The organism is Solimonas sp. K1W22B-7 (genome assembly GCF_003428335.1).
In the GTDB taxonomy this organism is placed as follows: Bacteria; Pseudomonadota; Gammaproteobacteria; order Nevskiales; family Nevskiaceae; genus Solimonas_A.
The window spans coordinates 4,971,494-4,987,330 of the sequence record NZ_CP031704.1; the positions used below are offsets into that span (position 1 = coordinate 4,971,494).

The window sequence follows — 15,837 nt, forward strand, 5'->3', positions numbered from 1 at the left end:
CACACGCCTATAATCGCGCACTTTTTACCGAGCCACACATGTCCTCCGGCAACGCAAAACTCTGGGGCGGCCGTTTCGCCGAATCCACCTCCGCACTGGTCGAGAAGTTCTCCGAGTCGGTCAGCTTCGATTCGCGCCTGTACCGCCAGGACATCCGCGGCTCGCAGGCGCATGCGCGCATGCTGGCCAAGGTCGGCGTGCTCAGCGCCGCCGACGCCGACAGCATCGTCGCCGGGCTGGACGCGATCCTGGCCCGCATCGAGTCGGGCACCTTCGAGTGGAGCGAGAAGCTCGAAGACGTGCACATGAACATCGAGGCGCGCCTGACCGAGGACATCGGCGACGCCGGCAAGCGCCTGCACACCGGCCGCTCACGCAACGACCAGGTCGCCACCGACCTGCGCCTCTACGTGCGCGACGTGATCGACGAGCTGGCGCCGCTGATCGGCCGCCTGGAAGGGGCGCTGCTGGACCTGGCCGAGCGCGAGGCCGACAGCGTGATGCCGGGCTTCACGCACATGCAGATCGCCCAGCCGGTGACCTTCGGCCACCACATGCTGGCCTGGCGCGAGCAGATCCTGCGCGACCGCAGCCGCCTGCTGGACTGCCGCAAGCGCCTCAACCTGCTGCCGCTGGGCTCGGCCGCGCTGGCCGGCACGGTCTATCCGATCGACCGCCATTACACGGCGGAGCTGCTGGGCTTCGACGGCGTCACCGAGAACTCGCTGGACACGGTCAGCGACCGCGACTTCGCGATCGAATTCTGCGCCGCCGCCAGCCTGGTGCTGGTGCACCTGTCGCGCTGGAGCGAGGAACTGATCCTGTGGTCGACGCCGATGTTCGGCTTCGTCGACCTGCCCGACCGCTTCTGTACCGGCAGCAGCATCATGCCGCAGAAGAAGAACCCGGACGTGCCCGAACTGGTGCGCGGCAAGACCGGCCGGGTGATCGGCAACCTGCAGGCCCTGCTGGTGCTGATGAAGGGCCAGCCGCTGGCCTACAACCGCGACAACCAGGAAGACAAGCCGCCGCTGTTCGACACCGTCGACACGCTGAGCATCTGCCTGCAGGTCTACGCCGAGATGGTCCCGCACATCGTGGTGAAGCGCGACAACTGCCGCGCCGCCGCCGCCAAGGGCTTCTCCACCGCCACCGACCTGGCCGACTACCTGGTGATGAAGGGCCTGCCGTTCCGCGACGCGCACCACGCGGTGGGCAGCGCGGTGGGCCATGCCGCCCAGAAGGGCTGCGACCTGTCGGACCTGTCGCTGGAAGAGCTGCGCCGGTTCTCGCCGCTGGTGGAGAACGACGTCTACGAGCGCATCACGCTGGAAGGCTCGCTCAACGCCCGCAACCACTACGGCGCGACCGCGCCGGCGCAGGTGCGCGCGGCCATTGCCCGGGCGCGGGCCGCGCGCGGGCTGTAAGCCTCGAGCCCCTCAACGAAAAGGCCCGCAAAAGCGGGCCTTTTCGTTTATGCATGAAGCTTTGTCATTTGTGGGAGCGGGCTTGCCCGCGATCTTCGCCGGCTCGCCGACAGATCGCGGGCAAGCCCGCTCCCACAAGTATTCTTCACGGCGTCGAGGGAGTCGCCTCGACCGGAGCAGCTTCCGTTGCAGCGTCTTCGACCGGAGCCGCCGCCCCCGCCGCTTCCAGGCGCACGAACGGCAGCGCCGGCCCCAGGAAGCCCAGCACCGGCTTGACCGTGCGCAGCGGGTCTTCTTCCTGCGGCACGTGGCCGAGGTCGTCGAACATCACCAGCTGGCTGCCCTGGATCTCGCGATGGAAGCGCGTGGCACTGGCCGGCGGGATCAGCTGGTCGCGGCCGCCCCAGAGGATCAGGGTCGGCAGCTTCAGCACGCGGATGCGGCTGGAGGTGTCGCCACCGTTCTGCGCGAAGCGCTGCGCCAGCGCCTTGCGGTTGCCGGCGCGCAGGGTCAGCTCGTAGTAGCGGTCGATCAGTTCCGGCGTGACCTTGGACGGATCGCCATAGACGTTGCGCACGCTGGAGGCGATGACACTGCGCGGCAGCGTGCGCTCCATCAGTGGCGCCAGCAGCGGCATGCGCGCCAGGCGGAAGCCCAGCGGGACCGACTCCGAGGGCAGCGGGTAGCCGGCGGCATCCACCAGCACGATCTTCTGCACATAGGACGGCAGCGCCAGCGCCGCCTCCCAGGCCAGGCGTCCACCGAAGGAGTTGCCGGCAACGATATAGCCCTCGGCGCCGTAGTGATCGAACACGGCGTTGAGGAAGCGCATGTAGGCGTCGATGCTGTAGTCGCCGTCCGGGGCTGGGCCGGTGAGGCCGAAGCCCGGCAGGTCGATGCGGATCACGCGGCGCTGGGTCTTGAGCGCCTCGGCCCAGCCGTCCCAGGTGTGCAGCGAGGACGAGGTGCCGTGCAGCAGGATCACCGGCACGCGGTCGCTGATCGGCCCCTCGTCGCGCACGTGGACTTCCATGCCGCCGATCTCGAGGAAGGACGAGGGCGGCTTGGCCCAGCGCGCGCGCAACTCCGCGACCGGACGGTCCGGGGCCCAGGTGGCGGCGACGAAGCCGGCGGGCAGGCCGACCAGCAGCAGGAGCACGACCAGCAGTACGACGACTGAACGCTTCATGTATTGAACGCCGGGTAAGTTTTCGGGATGGCGGGGATGCTAACAGCGCCGCTTTCCCCCCGACCTACTCGAATTGCATGACTCGCCTGTCAGATTTGTGCCCGTCCAACTGGTATGATAAGTTGACCACATGACCAGATGGGTCTGGTCGAGCGCCCATACGGAGGCTTAGTCCTGAAATGATCGGTATTCCCCTGGGCCTGGTGACGGCCAACGCGGTCGAATGGGTCATGCACAAGCACGTGCTGCATGGCTGGGGCCGTACCCGCGGCACCTTCTGGTCGTTCCACTTCCATGAGCACCACCGCCTGGTGCGGCAGAACGGCTACCACGACCCGAACTACCATCGCTTTGCCCTCGGCGCGCATGCGCAGGGCAAGGAGGCCTGGGCGCTGATCGGCGCCGGCGTGGCGGTGGCGCCGCTGTTCCCGGTGGCGCCGTTCTTCGTCGGCACGCTGTGGTACTCGGCCGCCAACTACTACCGCGTGCACAAGCGCTCGCACCTGGACCCCGCCTGGGGCCGCGAGCGCATCCCCTGGCATTACGACCACCACATGGGCCGCAACCCCGGCGCCAACTGGTGCGTGACGCGCCCCTGGTTCGACTACGTCATGGGCACCCGCGAGTTCACCGAGGGCAGTCCGCGCGAGAACAATGTGCTGGGCTTGCCCGGCCTGCCTGGGTGGATCGCGAAGCGGTTGCCGCAGCCCCGCGGCATCGAGCATCCGGCGCCGCAGCCCCAGGCCCGGGTGGCCGCGGCGGCTGCGGCCCCCGCGCCCGCGCCGCAAGGCGGCGCGCAAACCCGCCCGAGTGAACGTCTGAGCCCATGACCCCTCCCGCCTTTTCCGCCGTCAGCAAGGAATCGCTGTCGGACTCGGTCTATCGCCAGCTGGCCGACAAGATCCTGCGCGGTGAACTGATCGCCGGGGCCGCGCTGCCCGCGGAGCGTGAATTGTCCGAGGCTCTCGGCGTGAACCGCGGCGCCGTGCGCGAGGCGATCAAGCGCCTGCAGCAGGCGCGGCTGGTGGCGGTGCGGCAGGGCGGCAACAGCGTGGTGCTGGACTACCTCGCCGAGGGCGGCCTGGAACTGCTGCCGGGCCTGCTGGTGAACGCGCAGGGACAACTCAATACGGCGGTGGTGCGCTCGATCATGGCGATGCGCTCGGCGCTGGCGCCGGACATCGCCGCCGCCGCCGCGCAGAAGGGCGGAGCGGCCCTGGCCGATGAACTCGACGCGCTGCTGGCGCGGATGCGCGCCGACGCCGGCAGCCTCAAGGCCCTGCAGGCGCATGCCCTGGCGTTCTGGCGGAAGCTGGTGGAGCGCTGCGGCAACATCGCCTTCCGCCTCGCCTTCAATTCCATGACCCGGACCTACAGCCAGGCCCAGGACGCGATGGCGGCGGTGCTGCAGGCCGAGTTCCGCGACCTGGAAAACCTCGGCGCCATCGCCGCCGCCGTGCGGCGCGGCGACGCCGAAACGGCCCGCAGCCATGGGCGCCTGCACGTGGAGATCGGCCGCGGGGCGCTGGAACACGCACTCGATGCCGTGGATGCAGGAGGAAGCATCCAATGAGCCCCGGCGCGGCAAAGCGCCGGGGCCGGACTTTCAATGCTGCGGGAACAAGCGCTTGTTGAGGCGGTAGAGCGAGGAGATGTCCTCCTCGCCGTGGCCTTCGGCCATCAGCGTCTGGTACTGCGCCAGGGTGGTGTCGACGCAGGGCAGGTCGCCGCCCAGCTGCGCCGCCATCTGCTGGCAGATCATCAGGTCCTTGAGATGCAGCGCCACCTTCAGGCCCGGCGGATACTCGCCGGTGACCTGGGTGCGCGCGCGGTTCTGCTGGAACCAGGAACCGGCGGCGCCGGTGCTGACGGCGTCGATCACCAGGTGCAGCGGCAGGTCCAGCGCGGCAGCGAAGGCCAGGCCCTCGGTCACGGCCTGGGCGACACCGGCGGCCATCACCTGGTTGACCGCCTTGGTGGCCTGGCCGTTGCCGTGCGGGCCGATGTGGATGTGCCGCGAGCCCATGGCCTCGAACAGCGGCAGGGCCGAGACATAGTCTTCCGGGGTGCCGCCGACCATGAAGGTCAGCCGGGCCAGGCGTGCACCCTCGGTGCCGCCGGTGATCGGCGCGTCGAGGAAGCGCGCGCCGACCTTGGCCAGCAGATCGGCCGCGTCGATCGCGGTTTCGCGGGCCACGGTGGAGCAGTCGATCACCAGCCGGCCCCTGGCCGCCGGCACCGCAAGGGCCTCCACGGTTTCCATCACGTCGCGATCGGCCGGCACGCAGAGGCAGATCACGTCGCAGTCGTCCCACAGCTGCACCGCCGAGGTGACGGCCCGCACGGGGTACTGGGCGGCGAAGTCCTCGGCCTGCTGCCGCTGGCGGGTGTAGACCGCGGCGAGAAAGCCCTTGTCGGCGAGGTTGGCGGCCATGTGCCAGCCCATCGCCCCGAGTCCGATGAATCCCACTTTCATGCGTGTCCCCTCTCCTGGTCGCAGATGATTCGACAATGCCACAAAGCCGCGGGTTCGTGGTCACGCTAAAATGGGCGGATGTCCCCCCTCCTTTCCAGACTCGGCGCGCTGCTGCCCGCCGCCGCGCAGGCGTTGGCTGCCGTTTTCGCCCTGTGGGTTTCACTGCAGTTCAGCGACGACCCCCTGTGCGCACTGATCAACGCCGGGCTGTTCCTGCTGCCCTTCCTGCTGCTGGCCGCGCTGACCGGCCGGCCGGCGGTCGCGCTGGCCGCCACCACTGCCGTGGTGCTGCTGCTGTGGGGCGTGGGCGAGATGAAGCTGCGCTACTTCGGCAACCGCCTGGCGCTGCTGGACTTCTATTTCCTCTCCGAGGGCGCCAACTGGAGCATCGTGCAGCGCTACCCGCTGCTGCAGACGATGCTGGCGGCCTACGTCGTGCTGCTGGCTGTGCTGGCGGTCTACGCCTGGCAGCGACGCGGGCAGCGCTGGGGCCTGCAGGCGCGGCTGGCCAGCACGGTATTGCTGGGCCTGTGGTGCGCAACGGCCTGGACCGGTCGCCATCACCACCAGTGGGAGGTGTTCCGCGACGACGCCGACTGCGGCACGATCAAGACCTGCGGCGTGATGGCGCGCCTGGTGTACTCCTGGAACGTGTTCGAGTTTGCCGAGCCCCTGCCCTCGGGCGACCCGGTGCCGTTCCAGGCCGCCGCCGCAGCGATGGAGCCCCTGCCGACTCCCTGGGAAGTGCGCCCGGACGTGGTGGTGTGGCTGCACGAGTCGACGCTCAACCCGGAGCTGTACCGCCTGGACGGGGCGCGCCTGCCGCCGCTGGGCATGTTCAGGCGCAATGCCCGTGACCGTGCCGCCGGCCTGTTGCGCGTGCATACCTTCGGCGGCAAGACCTGGCTGTCGGAGTTTTCGCTGCTCACCGGGCTGGTGCCGGAGGACTTCGGCGGCCGCCGCACCACGGTGTTCAACAGCGTGGCGCCGCAGATGCAGCGCAACCTGGTGACACGCTTCGAGGCCAACGGCTATGACAGCCTGGTGCTGATGCCGACCATGAAGAAGTTCTACGGCGCCGCCCGCACCTACGAGGCCCTGGGTTTCGACCGCGTGCTGACCCTGCGCGACTTCCCCGAGTACGACAAGATCCCCGGCGACGAGTGGGACATCGCCGACAGCGAGCGACTGGGCGAGGCGGCGGCCAAGCTGCTGCGCGAGCATCGCCGCGAGCATCCCGACCGGCCGCTGTTCCTCTACATGCTGTCGATCAAGGAACACGCGCCCTACTCGCGGCGCACCCAGCCGCTGTACCGCCTGGAGCGCAGCGGCATCAGGAAAAGCCTGGCGTCCAAGCTCACCGACTACGTCGGCAAACTGCAGCAGCTGGACATCGGGCTGCGCAGGCTGGAGAAGGAATTGCTGGCCGGGCCGCGTCCCGCACTGTGGGCCTACTTCGGCGACCACCAGGCCTACTTCGAGGAAGCCTCGCCGCGCTATCGCACCAAGCTGCCGGCGCCGGAACTGATCACCCAGTACCGCCTGCGCAGCAGCATCGCTCCGGCCCTGCGGGAGTCGCCGCCGCTGCTGGACATCGCCCTGCTGCCGTCGCTGATCGCCGACAGCGCCGGCCTGGAACCGGACGAGTACTTCCAGGCGCTGTCGGCCATGCGGCGACTGTGCAAGGGCCGGCTGGAGGACTGCCCGGACAAGGCGCTGCTGGCCAGCTACAAGGCCCACCTGTTCTCGCCGGAAATGGCGCTGTTCGACGCACTGCCCGAGCAGGCTGCGGCGCAGTAGGCTAGCCTTTTGGTTCCTTCCAACGGAACCCAAGGCATGGCCCAAGCAGCCCCCCTGATGCTCGACGACGTCGAGCGCTGTGTCGACGCCATCATCGCCCGGGTCGGGCAGGACATCCGCATCGGCCTGCCGCTGGGCCTGGGCAAGCCGGTGGAACTGGTCAACGCGCTGTACGCGCGGGCCAAGGCCGATCCGGCCCTGCAGCTGACGTTCCTGACGGCGCTGTCGCTGGAGCAGCCGGAGGTCCCGCCCGGCGTCGAGGGGGCCTTCCTCGGGCCCTTCCTGGAGCGTGTGTTCGCCGGCGTGCCGCAGCTGGACTACGCCGCCGATCTGCGCCGCAAGGCGCTGCCGCCGAACGTGCAGGTGAAGGAATTCTTCTTCCGCCCCGGCAGCCAGATGGGCAATGCCCATGCCCAGCAGCACTACATCAGCACCAACTACACCTTCGCCGCGCGCGACGTCTTCAACCAGGGCTGCAACGTCGCCGCGCAGATGATTGCCAGACGCGAGGACGCCGCCGGCCCGGGCTACAGCCTGTCCTGCAACCCCGACACCGGCCCCGAGCTGGTGGCCCTGCTGCGCGAGGCCGAGGCCGCCGGCCGCCGCCGCGTCGCCGTGGTCGGCGTGATCAACCAGCAGCTGCCGTTCATGGCGCGCGACGCCGAGGTGGCGCCGGCGATGTTCGATCTGGTGGTGGATCACCCGCGCTATTCCAGCGCGCTGTTCTCCACGCCCAAGCAGCCGGTGGCCAGCGCCGACTACGCCATCGGCCTGCAGGCCTCGGCGCTGATCCGCGATGGCGGCACCCTGCAGGTGGGCATCGGCGCGCTGGGCGATGCCCTGGTCTACGCCGTGCAGCTGCGCCAGCAGCAGAACGACGCCTATCGCGCGGCCCTGGCCGCATTGGAACTCCCACAGCGCTGCGGAGGGTTGTTGGAGGGCTGCGGCGGGGACACGCCCTTCATCACCGGGCTGTACGGCGCCACCGAGATGTTCGTCGACGGATTCATGGACCTGGTCAAGGCCGGCGTGCTCAAGCGCGAGGTCTACGATTTCTGGGCGCTGCAGCAATTGGTCAACGACGGTCTCTGCGATCCCCGGAAGCTCGCCCCCACCGTGCTGGACCACATGGAAGCCCTGGGCCTGCGCGTCATCCGCGGCGCCGACTTCGAGGTCCTGCAGCACCACGGCTTCTTCAACGACGCCACCCGCTACGAGCATGGCCACCTCGTCACTCCCGGCGGCCAGCGCATCATCGCCAACGTGGCGGACGATGCGGCGCGGCGGGTGATGGCCGAGCAGTGCCTGGGCCAGTCGCTGCGCAACGGCATCGTCGTGCACGGCGGCTTCTTCCTGGGCCCGCGCCGTTTCTACGACTGGCTGCGCGACATGAGCCAGGAGGAGCGCGACCGCTTCTGCATGACCGGCGTCTACAAGGTCAACCAGCTCGACCACAATCCGCGCCTGTACAAGGCGCAGCGCGTGAACGCGCGCTTCATCAACACCGGCATCATGGTGACCCTGTCCGGCGCCGTGGTGTCCGACGGCCTGGAAAACGGCAAGGTCATCTCCGGCGTCGGCGGCCAGTACAACTTCGTGGCGATGGCGCACCAGCTGCCGACCGGCCGCAGCATCATCATGATCCGCGCCGCGCGCGAGGCCGAAGGCGGCGCCAGCTCCAACGTGGTGTTCGCCTACGGCCACTGCACCATCCCGCGCCACCTGCGCGACATCGTCGTCACCGAATACGGCATCGCCGACCTGCGCTCGCAGAGCGACGCCGAGGTGGCCAAGCGCCTGATCTGCATCGCCGACTCGCGCTTCCAGGCCGGCCTGCTGGAGCAGGCGGTGAAGGCCGGCAAGGTCGAGGCCGGCTGGCAGGTCCCCGCCGAGTACCGCGACAACACGCCGGCTGCGCTGGAGCGGCGCTTCAAGCCGCAGCGCGCACAGGGGCTGTTCGGTGCATTTCCGCTGGGCAGCGACTTCACGGCGGAGGAGCTGAAGCTGGCCGGGGCGCTGAAGCAGGTGAAGGCGCGCGCGGCTTCGACGCCGAAGTGGAAGCTGCTGCTGGGCGCGCTGCGCGCGGGCGAGCCGCCGGCGAGCGTGCAGCCTTACCTGGCGCGGCTCAAGCTGGAGCAGCCGAAGACGCTGCAGGACAGGGTGGTGAGGATGTTGCTGGTGGAGGCGCTGACCTCTTAAACCCCTCTCCCGCTAGCGAGAGCAGGGACATAAGCGGGGCGCAAGTCATCGGCCTGTAGGGTGCGCATCGCGCACCGCCGATCCTGCCAGAGTCCGCTCCGCGTGCGCGATGCGCACCCTACGGACTTTGGCTGCAGCCTGGAAGTCCGCGCCCCTCACCTCGGCAACTGCTCCATGCGTTGCCCTACCTCGGGCATCCATGCCCTCGCCAACCCTCTCCCCGCATGCGGGGAGAGGGAGTTGTTCAGGTCATCAGAGGCCCCATCGCCTCCACACCCCGACCCTGGAAGTAACGAATCCCCATGCCGCTGAAGCGCTCCGCATCGGACTTGCGGTCGACGTTCTTGGCGCCGATCGCGGCGCCCAGCGTCTTGGCCGAGGTCAGCAGCGCCTGCAGCTCCGCGTCCGCCAGCGGATCCAGCTGCGCCGCCGTCAGCAGCTCCGGCGACAGCTTCACCATGTAGGGCCGCAGCTGTCGCGCCATGCGCAGCAGGCGCGTGTCGGTGCAGCTGTCGATGATCAGTTTCACGCCCAGCTTGCCCAGGATCTCCAGCCCGGTGATCGCCTGCGACAGCCGGGTCGCGTCCTCACCGGAGCCGATCTCCACCGCGATGCGCTCGGGCGCCACGCCGTACTCCTGCAGCAGCGCCGAGAAACTGCGCAGGTAGCGATCGCTGGCCAGGCTGATGGCACTGACGTTGACACTGATGCCGGCGTAGCGCTCCCACAGCTCGGGATGGTCCTTGTAGCCGCGCAGGATGCGGCGCAGCACCTCGGTGTCGAGACGATCGATCTCGCCGGCGCGCTCCACCGCCTTGAGGAAGTGCCCCGGCTCGATCCAGTGGCCGTCGTTGTCCTCGATGCGCACGAACACCTCCAGCCAGGGCTGCAGCTTGCTGGCCGGGTCGGTGGGCAGCACCGACTGCGAGATCAGGTGCAGGCGCTCGGAGGTGATCTGCTCGGCCACCCAGCGCGCGCGCTCGGCCTCGTCGTCGCCCTTCCCCGCCAGGCTCTCCTCGCCGCCCACGATCATCGACTGGGTGCTGAGCTTGGAGGCGACCGCATTGACCACGGAGTCGATGCTGGCGGCCTCGCCATTCACCTCGACGGCGGCGTAGCGAACCGTGGCTCGGCCCTGCTCGCTGGTGACGCGCGCCACTTCGAGCTGGGCCAGCGCACGCGCGGTTTCCATCGCCGCTTCCATCTGCCTGATGCCGCCGCGCGCCGACAGCATCGCAAAACTGGCGGCACCGATGCGGTAGACATCGCCCACGCCCTCCAGGCTGCGGCGCAGCGTGCGACCCACCGCGGCGGCGATGTTGTTGCGCACGTACTCGGAAGGATCGTCCTCGTCGCGGATGCCGGTGATGACGATCAGCGCGCAGTAGTGGCGCAGCTCGAACTGCATCGCCGACTTGATCAGCTCCAGCAGGCGCTGGCGGAAGGCCTGGGTATTGGGCAGGCCGGAGGAGATGTCGAGCAGGGCCGAGGCCGACATGATGCCGCTGGGCGGCCCCGGCGCCAGCAACTGCAGCGGATCGATGCGCACGATGCTGCTGACGCTGCCGTCGGCGTGGGCGCGCGGCAGCACCGTGATCGACACCTCGTTGCGGCCACGGTTGCGGTCCACCAGCACGGCCTGCTCGACGCGCGGCAGGCCGGAGTCGGAGCGGATCGCATTGAGCAGGCCCGGCATCGGCGTGCGCTCCTCCGCGCCTTCGCCCTCGCTGCGATCGAGCAGCTGCAGCGAGGTCTCGAAACGGTTGCCGATCAGGTCGGCGCGCGAGATCGCCAGCAGGTCGGCGACCGCCTGGGTGGCACCGCGGATCACGCCCTCGCCGTCGACTTCCAGGATGCGCTCCGACGAGGCTTCCCACAGCGCCAATGCCTTGTCGGCCTGCAGGCGTACGGCCTGCTGCGCTTCCTCGCCGAGACCTTCATGCTCGGCCAGGCGCTCCCGCGCTTCGGCGAGCTGGTCCTGGTAGTTGCGCGCCATCATCACCAGCAGGTCGATCTCCTCGCGGCTGTACTCCTGCTGCTGTTGCTGTTGCGGACGGTCCTGCTTGATGCGCAGCTGCATGACATCGGCCGGCACGATCAGGATGCGCACCAGATGCAGGTAGACCAGCGCCAGGGTCACCAGCAGCGCGCCGCCCAGCGGCAACAGGATGAAGCGATGCAGCTGTGCGCCGCTGAGCACCAGGCTCCCCGCCTGGAAGTAGGCATCGCCGGGGATGGTCAGGCGGACGGTCAGCTGGGTCGCGGCGATCAGCACCAGGCCGAAGGCGAACAGGCCGACGTAGACGTTGTAGCGGGCCCAACCCCAGACGGAGCGCCGTCCTTCCAGCCAGCGTCGGGCCGGGGCCAACAGCCCTGAAGGCACTCGCGATACGGTCATGCTGTTCCTCGGATGAATGGTCCCGTTCTGCAACAACGCATCCGTGCGTTTATGATGCTTACTTCCGGAAGCGTAGCAGACAGGACCTGTGCTCATGGAATCGTCGCGACGTTCTATCCCGCTGCTGCTCCTGCTTGTCGGTGCGACATGCTCGCTGCCGGCCGCCGCCGTCTCCCTTTCCGAGCCCCAGCTGCGTTCCCGTCTCGGCCAGCGGCTGGAGCTGCGCCTGGAACTGACCCACGGCGTGGACGAGGAACCGATCGTGCGCATGGCCGACCCCGGCGAGTACACGCGCCTGGGCTTCGACCCGCCGTCGCGGCAGCTCGGCACGCTGACGGTGGAGACGGAATCGCTGGAGCCGGGCCGCGAACAGTTGCGCGTGCGCTCCTCCGGCCGCGTCTCCGAACCGATACTCACCGTGCTGCTGGAAGTGCGCCAGGGCAATACGCGCCTGATCCGCGAGATCACCAGCTTCGTCGACCCGCCTGCTTCCAGCACCGCAGTTCAGCCGGAGACGGCCACCGTCGTGGTGGCGCCGGTCGCACCGCCGCCGCTGGTACAGGCGCTGACGCTGGAGCCGGAACTGCCCTCGCTGGCGCCCGCGCGTGCGCAGCGCAAGCGCCGCGGTGTGGAATCCACGCCCGCCGCCACGCCTGCGCCGGCCACGGAAGAGGTCATGGCCGCACCCGCGCCACCGCGCTTCCAGCTCGACCCGCACTACAGCCAGGCCGGCAACGAATCGAGCGTCCGCGTGCAGCTCGCGCCGGCCACCACGGCCTGGCTGCAGCGGCAGCAGGCGGGCAATGCGCAGGTCGCTTCGGCCAGACCCGCACTGGCGGGAGCTGCCGCCGCAACGCTCGCCGAGGTCAATGAGGATGCCCCGGTGCGGCCCGCGCCGATGCTGCCAGGCCATGCCAGGGCCGCCCCGCCGCCCTGGCACACCTTCCTGATCCTGGTCGGCGTGACCATAGGTATTTTTATCTACGCCCGCCGCCTGCGGCAGCGGCTGATGCGCGAAGCCCGGGCAACGATGGCCTTCGAGAAAGCAGCGGCCTGAAACGGCGCGGTGTGAGCCAGCGCACACCGTCGACAGCTTGCGGCCCCGCACACGCACAACCCGGTCCTATAATCGCGCGGCCACCTTGTGCAAAAGGACCTTGCCGATGAAGCTCCGCGCCGCTGCCCTGCCCTGCCTGTTGCTGGGCCTCACCACCCTCGCCGCCTGCAGCAAGAAAGAGGAAGCCGCCCCCGCTGCAACGGCCGCACCCGCCACCGTGGCAGCAGCGCCCGCGGCGCCCGCCGAGGCGGTGCCGGACGAGGCCGCGCGACAGGCCGCCGAGAAGAAGGCGGCGATCGATCGCGCCCTGAAAGAACAGGCCCTGCTGGAGGATCCCAAGGGCCAGTGGGCCACCTCGGCCACCGCCAGCTCTACCTACGCCACCGACAAGGCGCCCGGTGCCGACACCGGCTATGGCGCGATCAAGGCCACCGGCAAGCCGGATGTCGAGCAGTACGGCGACAACAGCAACGCCTGGACCACCGAGCAGTCCGACGCCGGCATCGAGTGGCTGGAGCTGGGTTTCGCGCGACCGGTGAATGCCACCGAAGTGCGCGTGCGCCAGAGTTTCTACCCCGGCGCGATCATCAAGCTGGAGCTGATCGACGAAGCCGGCGCGAAGCACGCGGTCTGGGACGGCGTGGACGATCTGGTCGATGGTTCCAGCAACATCATCTGGTTCGTCCGCAGTTTCGAGCGCAGCGCCTACAAGGCCAAGGGTGTCCGCATCACGCTGGCGACCAACGCGGTGGCCGGCTGGAACGAGATCGACGCGGTGCAGCTGGTCGGCGAGTAGCCGCCGGGCGTCAGCTACGGCGCGAGGTGCTGATCCAGCGCCTCGCGCTCGTCGAACACGAAGCAGCGCCCCTGGTAGTGGCGCCCGCCGACGGTCTCGAAGTACTTCAGGATGCCGCCGTCCAGCTGGTAGACGTGGTCCATGCCTTCCTCGCGCATCAGCAGCGCGGCCTTCTCGCAGCGGATGCCGCCGGTGCAGTAGCTCACCACGGTATGCCCTTCGAGCTCCGCCCGGTGCTCGCGCAGGCGCTGCGGGAACTCGGTGAACTTCGACAGGCGCCAGTCCAGCGCACCCTCGAAAGCGCCGTGATCGACCTCGAAACCGTTGCGGGTATCGAGCAGCACCAGCGGCCGGCCCTCGTCGTCATGCCCGGCATCCAGCCAGCGCGCCAGCGTCGCCGCGTCCACCGCCGGCGCGCTGCCGTCCTCGGGGCGGATCATCGGATGATCCATGCGGATGATCTCGCCCTTCAGCCGCACCAGCATCTTGCGGAAGGGCTGCTGCGCCGACCAGCTCTCCTTGACCTCCAGATCGGCCAGGCGCGGATCGGCGCGCAGCAGCGCCAGGAAACCGCGCACCCCGCCCTCGTCCCCCGCCAGGAACAGGTTGACGCCCTCGGGCGCCAGCAGGATCGTGCCGAGCAGGCCGCGCTCCCGGGCCTGGGCCAGCCAGGCTTCGCGCAGGGCCTCGCGGTCGTCGAAGCTGACGAACTTGTAGGCGGCGATGTTGAGAACGGCACTCATGGGGGGCGGATTCTACAACCCCGGGCGGCGGCGGCCTAAGATGGAACATCCCGTCCCGCCACGCGTCCAAGCCCCTGCCATGAACGAATCCGAATTCCGCCCCGGCGTCTACCGCCACTACAAGGGCAAGCACTACCTCGCCCTGGGCCTGGCACGCGAGGACGAGACCAACGAAACCGTGGTGGTCTACACCCGGCTCTACCCGCGCGAGGGCCTGCCGATGAGCACGCGGCGCCTGCAGGTCTGGAACGAGCAGATCGTCGCCAGCCCCGGCGCGGAGCCGCAGCCGCGTTTCGCCTACGTCGGCCACCACGAGCCATGAGCCAGGACTACGACCTGTTCGTGATCGGCGCCGGCTCTGGCGGCGTGCGCGCGGCGCGCTTCGCGGCCGGCTTCGGCGCGCGGGTGGCGGTGGCCGAGTCGCGCTACCTCGGCGGCACCTGCGTCAACGTCGGCTGCGTACCCAAGAAGCTGCTGTCCTACGGCGCGCACTTTCGCGAGGACTTCGCGCTGGCCGCGGACTTCGGCTGGAACCCCGGAGCGCCGGGCTTCGACTGGCCGACGCTGATCGACAACAAGAACCGCGAGATCGCCCGCCTCAACGGAATCTACCGCTCGCTGCTGCTGGGCAGCGGCGTGACCCTGATCGAGGCACAGGCCCGCATCCTCGACCCGCATACCGTCGAGACCGGCGGCCAGCGCTACCGCGCGCGCCACATCCTGGTCGCCACCGGCGGCTGGCCGCAGCGGCCCGACATCCCCGGCGCGGAGCTGGGCATCACCTCCAATGAGGCCTTCTTCCTGCCGCAGCTGCCACGGCGCGTGCTGGTGGTGGGCGGCGGCTACATCGCGGTGGAATTCGCCTCGATCTTCAACGGCCTGGGCGCCGAGACCACCCTCAGCTATCGCGGCGCGCTGTTCCTGCGCGGCTTCGACCGGCGCGTGCGCGAGCACCTGCGCGACGAGTTGAGACTGAAGGGCGTGAAGCTGGAGTTCGGCGCCGATCCGGCCGCCCTCGAGCGCGGCGGCGACGGCAGCATTGCCGCCACGCTGAAGGACGGGCGCGTGCTGGAAACCGACTGCGTGTTCTTCGCCACCGGCCGCCGCGCGATGACCGACGGCCTGGGCCTGGAGCACTGCGCCGCGCAGCTCGACGACAAGGGGCACATCCGCGTCGACGAGCACTACGCCACCGCCGAGCCCTCGGTGCTGGCGATCGGCGACGTCATCGGCCGCGTGCAGCTGACGCCGGTGGCGCTGGCCGAGGGCATGGCGGTGGCGCGGCGCCTGTTCCGCCCCGAGGAATACCGGCCGCTGGACTACGCGCTGATCCCTACCGCGGTGTTCAGCCTGCCCAACATCGGCACCGTGGGCCTGACCGAGGAAGCCGCGCGCGAAGCCGGCCATGACGTCAAGGTCTTCGAATCGCTGTTCCGCCCGCTGCGCCTGAGCCTGGGCTCGCAGCACGAGAAGACCCTGATGAAGCTGGTGGTGGATGCGGCCAGCGACCGCGTGCTCGGCTGCCACATGGTCGGCCCCGAAGCCGGCGAGATCATCCAGGGCCTGGCGGTGGCGCTGAAGGCCGGCGCCACCAAGCGCGTCTTCGACGACACCCTGGGCATCCACCCGACCGCGGCGGAAGAGTTCGTGACGATGCGGTGAGGCGGAAATAGACGGATGTCCGGTGGACATCCGTCCCGCCGAACGCCCGGCCACGGATGGCCGGGCCGTGGGTCAATCGAGTAGCAGAAG

Annotated in this window: 13 protein-coding genes; 9 read left to right on the forward strand and 4 right to left on the reverse strand. The window is 69.3% G+C overall.

All coding sequences use genetic code 11. The annotated features are described in order from the left end of the window. Positions 1–38: 38 nt before the first annotated feature. Positions 39–1,427, forward strand: coding sequence for an argininosuccinate lyase (argH, locus tag D0B54_RS22275; protein ID WP_117294286.1), 1,389 nt, complete (start codon positions 39–41; stop codon positions 1,425–1,427). A gap of 145 nt (positions 1,428–1,572) precedes the next feature. Here the strand turns inward: argH and D0B54_RS22280 are convergent, their stop codons facing one another. Further along, positions 1,573–2,616: an alpha/beta fold hydrolase gene (locus D0B54_RS22280; RefSeq protein ID WP_117294288.1), complete on the reverse strand. Its 1,044-nt coding sequence runs from the start codon at positions 2,614–2,616 to the stop codon at positions 1,573–1,575. Positions 2,617–2,795: 179 nt separating this feature from the next. Between D0B54_RS22280 and D0B54_RS22285 the strand changes: the two genes are divergently transcribed. Both D0B54_RS22285 and D0B54_RS22290 read left to right on the forward strand, forming a co-directional pair. Beyond that, entirely contained in the window at positions 2,796–3,446 is a 651-nt protein-coding gene (locus D0B54_RS22285; protein ID WP_117294290.1) for a hypothetical protein, read from the forward strand. Next, complete coding sequence (locus D0B54_RS22290; RefSeq protein ID WP_117294292.1) at positions 3,443–4,189, forward strand: FadR/GntR family transcriptional regulator; 747 nt, start codon at positions 3,443–3,445, stop codon at positions 4,187–4,189. Before D0B54_RS22285 ends, D0B54_RS22290 begins: the two co-directional genes overlap by 4 nt. Positions 4,190–4,222: 33 nt before the next feature. Here the strand turns inward: D0B54_RS22290 and D0B54_RS22295 are convergent, their stop codons facing one another. Next, complete coding sequence (locus D0B54_RS22295; RefSeq protein ID WP_117294294.1) at positions 4,223–5,092, reverse strand: NAD(P)-dependent oxidoreductase; 870 nt, start codon at positions 5,090–5,092, stop codon at positions 4,223–4,225. A 78-nt stretch (positions 5,093–5,170) separates the two neighbouring features. Between D0B54_RS22295 and D0B54_RS22300 the strand changes: the two genes are divergently transcribed. Both D0B54_RS22300 and D0B54_RS22305 read left to right on the forward strand, forming a co-directional pair. Beyond that, positions 5,171–6,892, forward strand: a complete 1,722-nt coding sequence (locus D0B54_RS22300; protein ID WP_117294296.1) for a sulfatase-like hydrolase/transferase — start codon at positions 5,171–5,173, stop codon at positions 6,890–6,892. Positions 6,893–6,928: 36 nt separating this feature from the next. Next, a complete protein-coding gene (locus tag D0B54_RS22305) occupies positions 6,929–9,091 on the forward strand; it encodes an acetyl-CoA hydrolase/transferase C-terminal domain-containing protein (RefSeq protein ID WP_117294298.1) in 2,163 nt (720 codons plus the stop codon). A gap of 244 nt (positions 9,092–9,335) precedes the next feature. Here D0B54_RS22305 and D0B54_RS22310 read toward each other — a convergent pair whose 3' ends face one another. Continuing rightward, a complete protein-coding gene (locus tag D0B54_RS22310) occupies positions 9,336–11,489 on the reverse strand; it encodes an EAL domain-containing protein (RefSeq protein WP_162932634.1) in 2,154 nt (717 codons plus the stop codon). Between the two features lie 94 nt (positions 11,490–11,583). Between D0B54_RS22310 and D0B54_RS22315 the strand changes: the two genes are divergently transcribed. Both D0B54_RS22315 and D0B54_RS24645 read left to right on the forward strand, forming a co-directional pair. Beyond that, complete coding sequence (locus D0B54_RS22315; protein ID WP_162932635.1) at positions 11,584–12,546, forward strand: type IV pilus assembly protein FimV; 963 nt, start codon at positions 11,584–11,586, stop codon at positions 12,544–12,546. Positions 12,547–12,652: 106 nt separating this feature from the next. Then, positions 12,653–13,342 carry a hypothetical protein gene (locus D0B54_RS24645; protein WP_117294304.1) on the forward strand — a complete coding sequence of 230 codons (690 nt, stop codon included), beginning with the start codon at positions 12,653–12,655 and terminating at the stop codon, positions 13,340–13,342. Positions 13,343–13,356: 14 nt separating this feature from the next. Here the strand turns inward: D0B54_RS24645 and D0B54_RS22325 are convergent, their stop codons facing one another. After that, on the reverse strand, positions 13,357–14,085 hold the full coding sequence (locus D0B54_RS22325) for a sulfurtransferase (protein ID WP_117294306.1): 729 nt from the start codon (positions 14,083–14,085) through the stop codon (positions 13,357–13,359). 79 nt (positions 14,086–14,164) lie between these two features. On the opposite strand from D0B54_RS22325, the gene D0B54_RS22330 reads away from it, so the two are divergent. Beyond that, positions 14,165–14,407: a DUF1653 domain-containing protein gene (locus tag D0B54_RS22330; RefSeq protein WP_117294308.1), complete on the forward strand. Its 243-nt coding sequence runs from the start codon at positions 14,165–14,167 to the stop codon at positions 14,405–14,407. Further along, complete coding sequence (gene gorA / locus D0B54_RS22335) at positions 14,404–15,747, forward strand: glutathione-disulfide reductase (protein ID WP_117294310.1); 1,344 nt, start codon at positions 14,404–14,406, stop codon at positions 15,745–15,747. The genes D0B54_RS22330 and gorA overlap by 4 nt, the downstream gene beginning before the upstream one ends. Positions 15,748–15,837 lie beyond the last annotated feature (90 nt).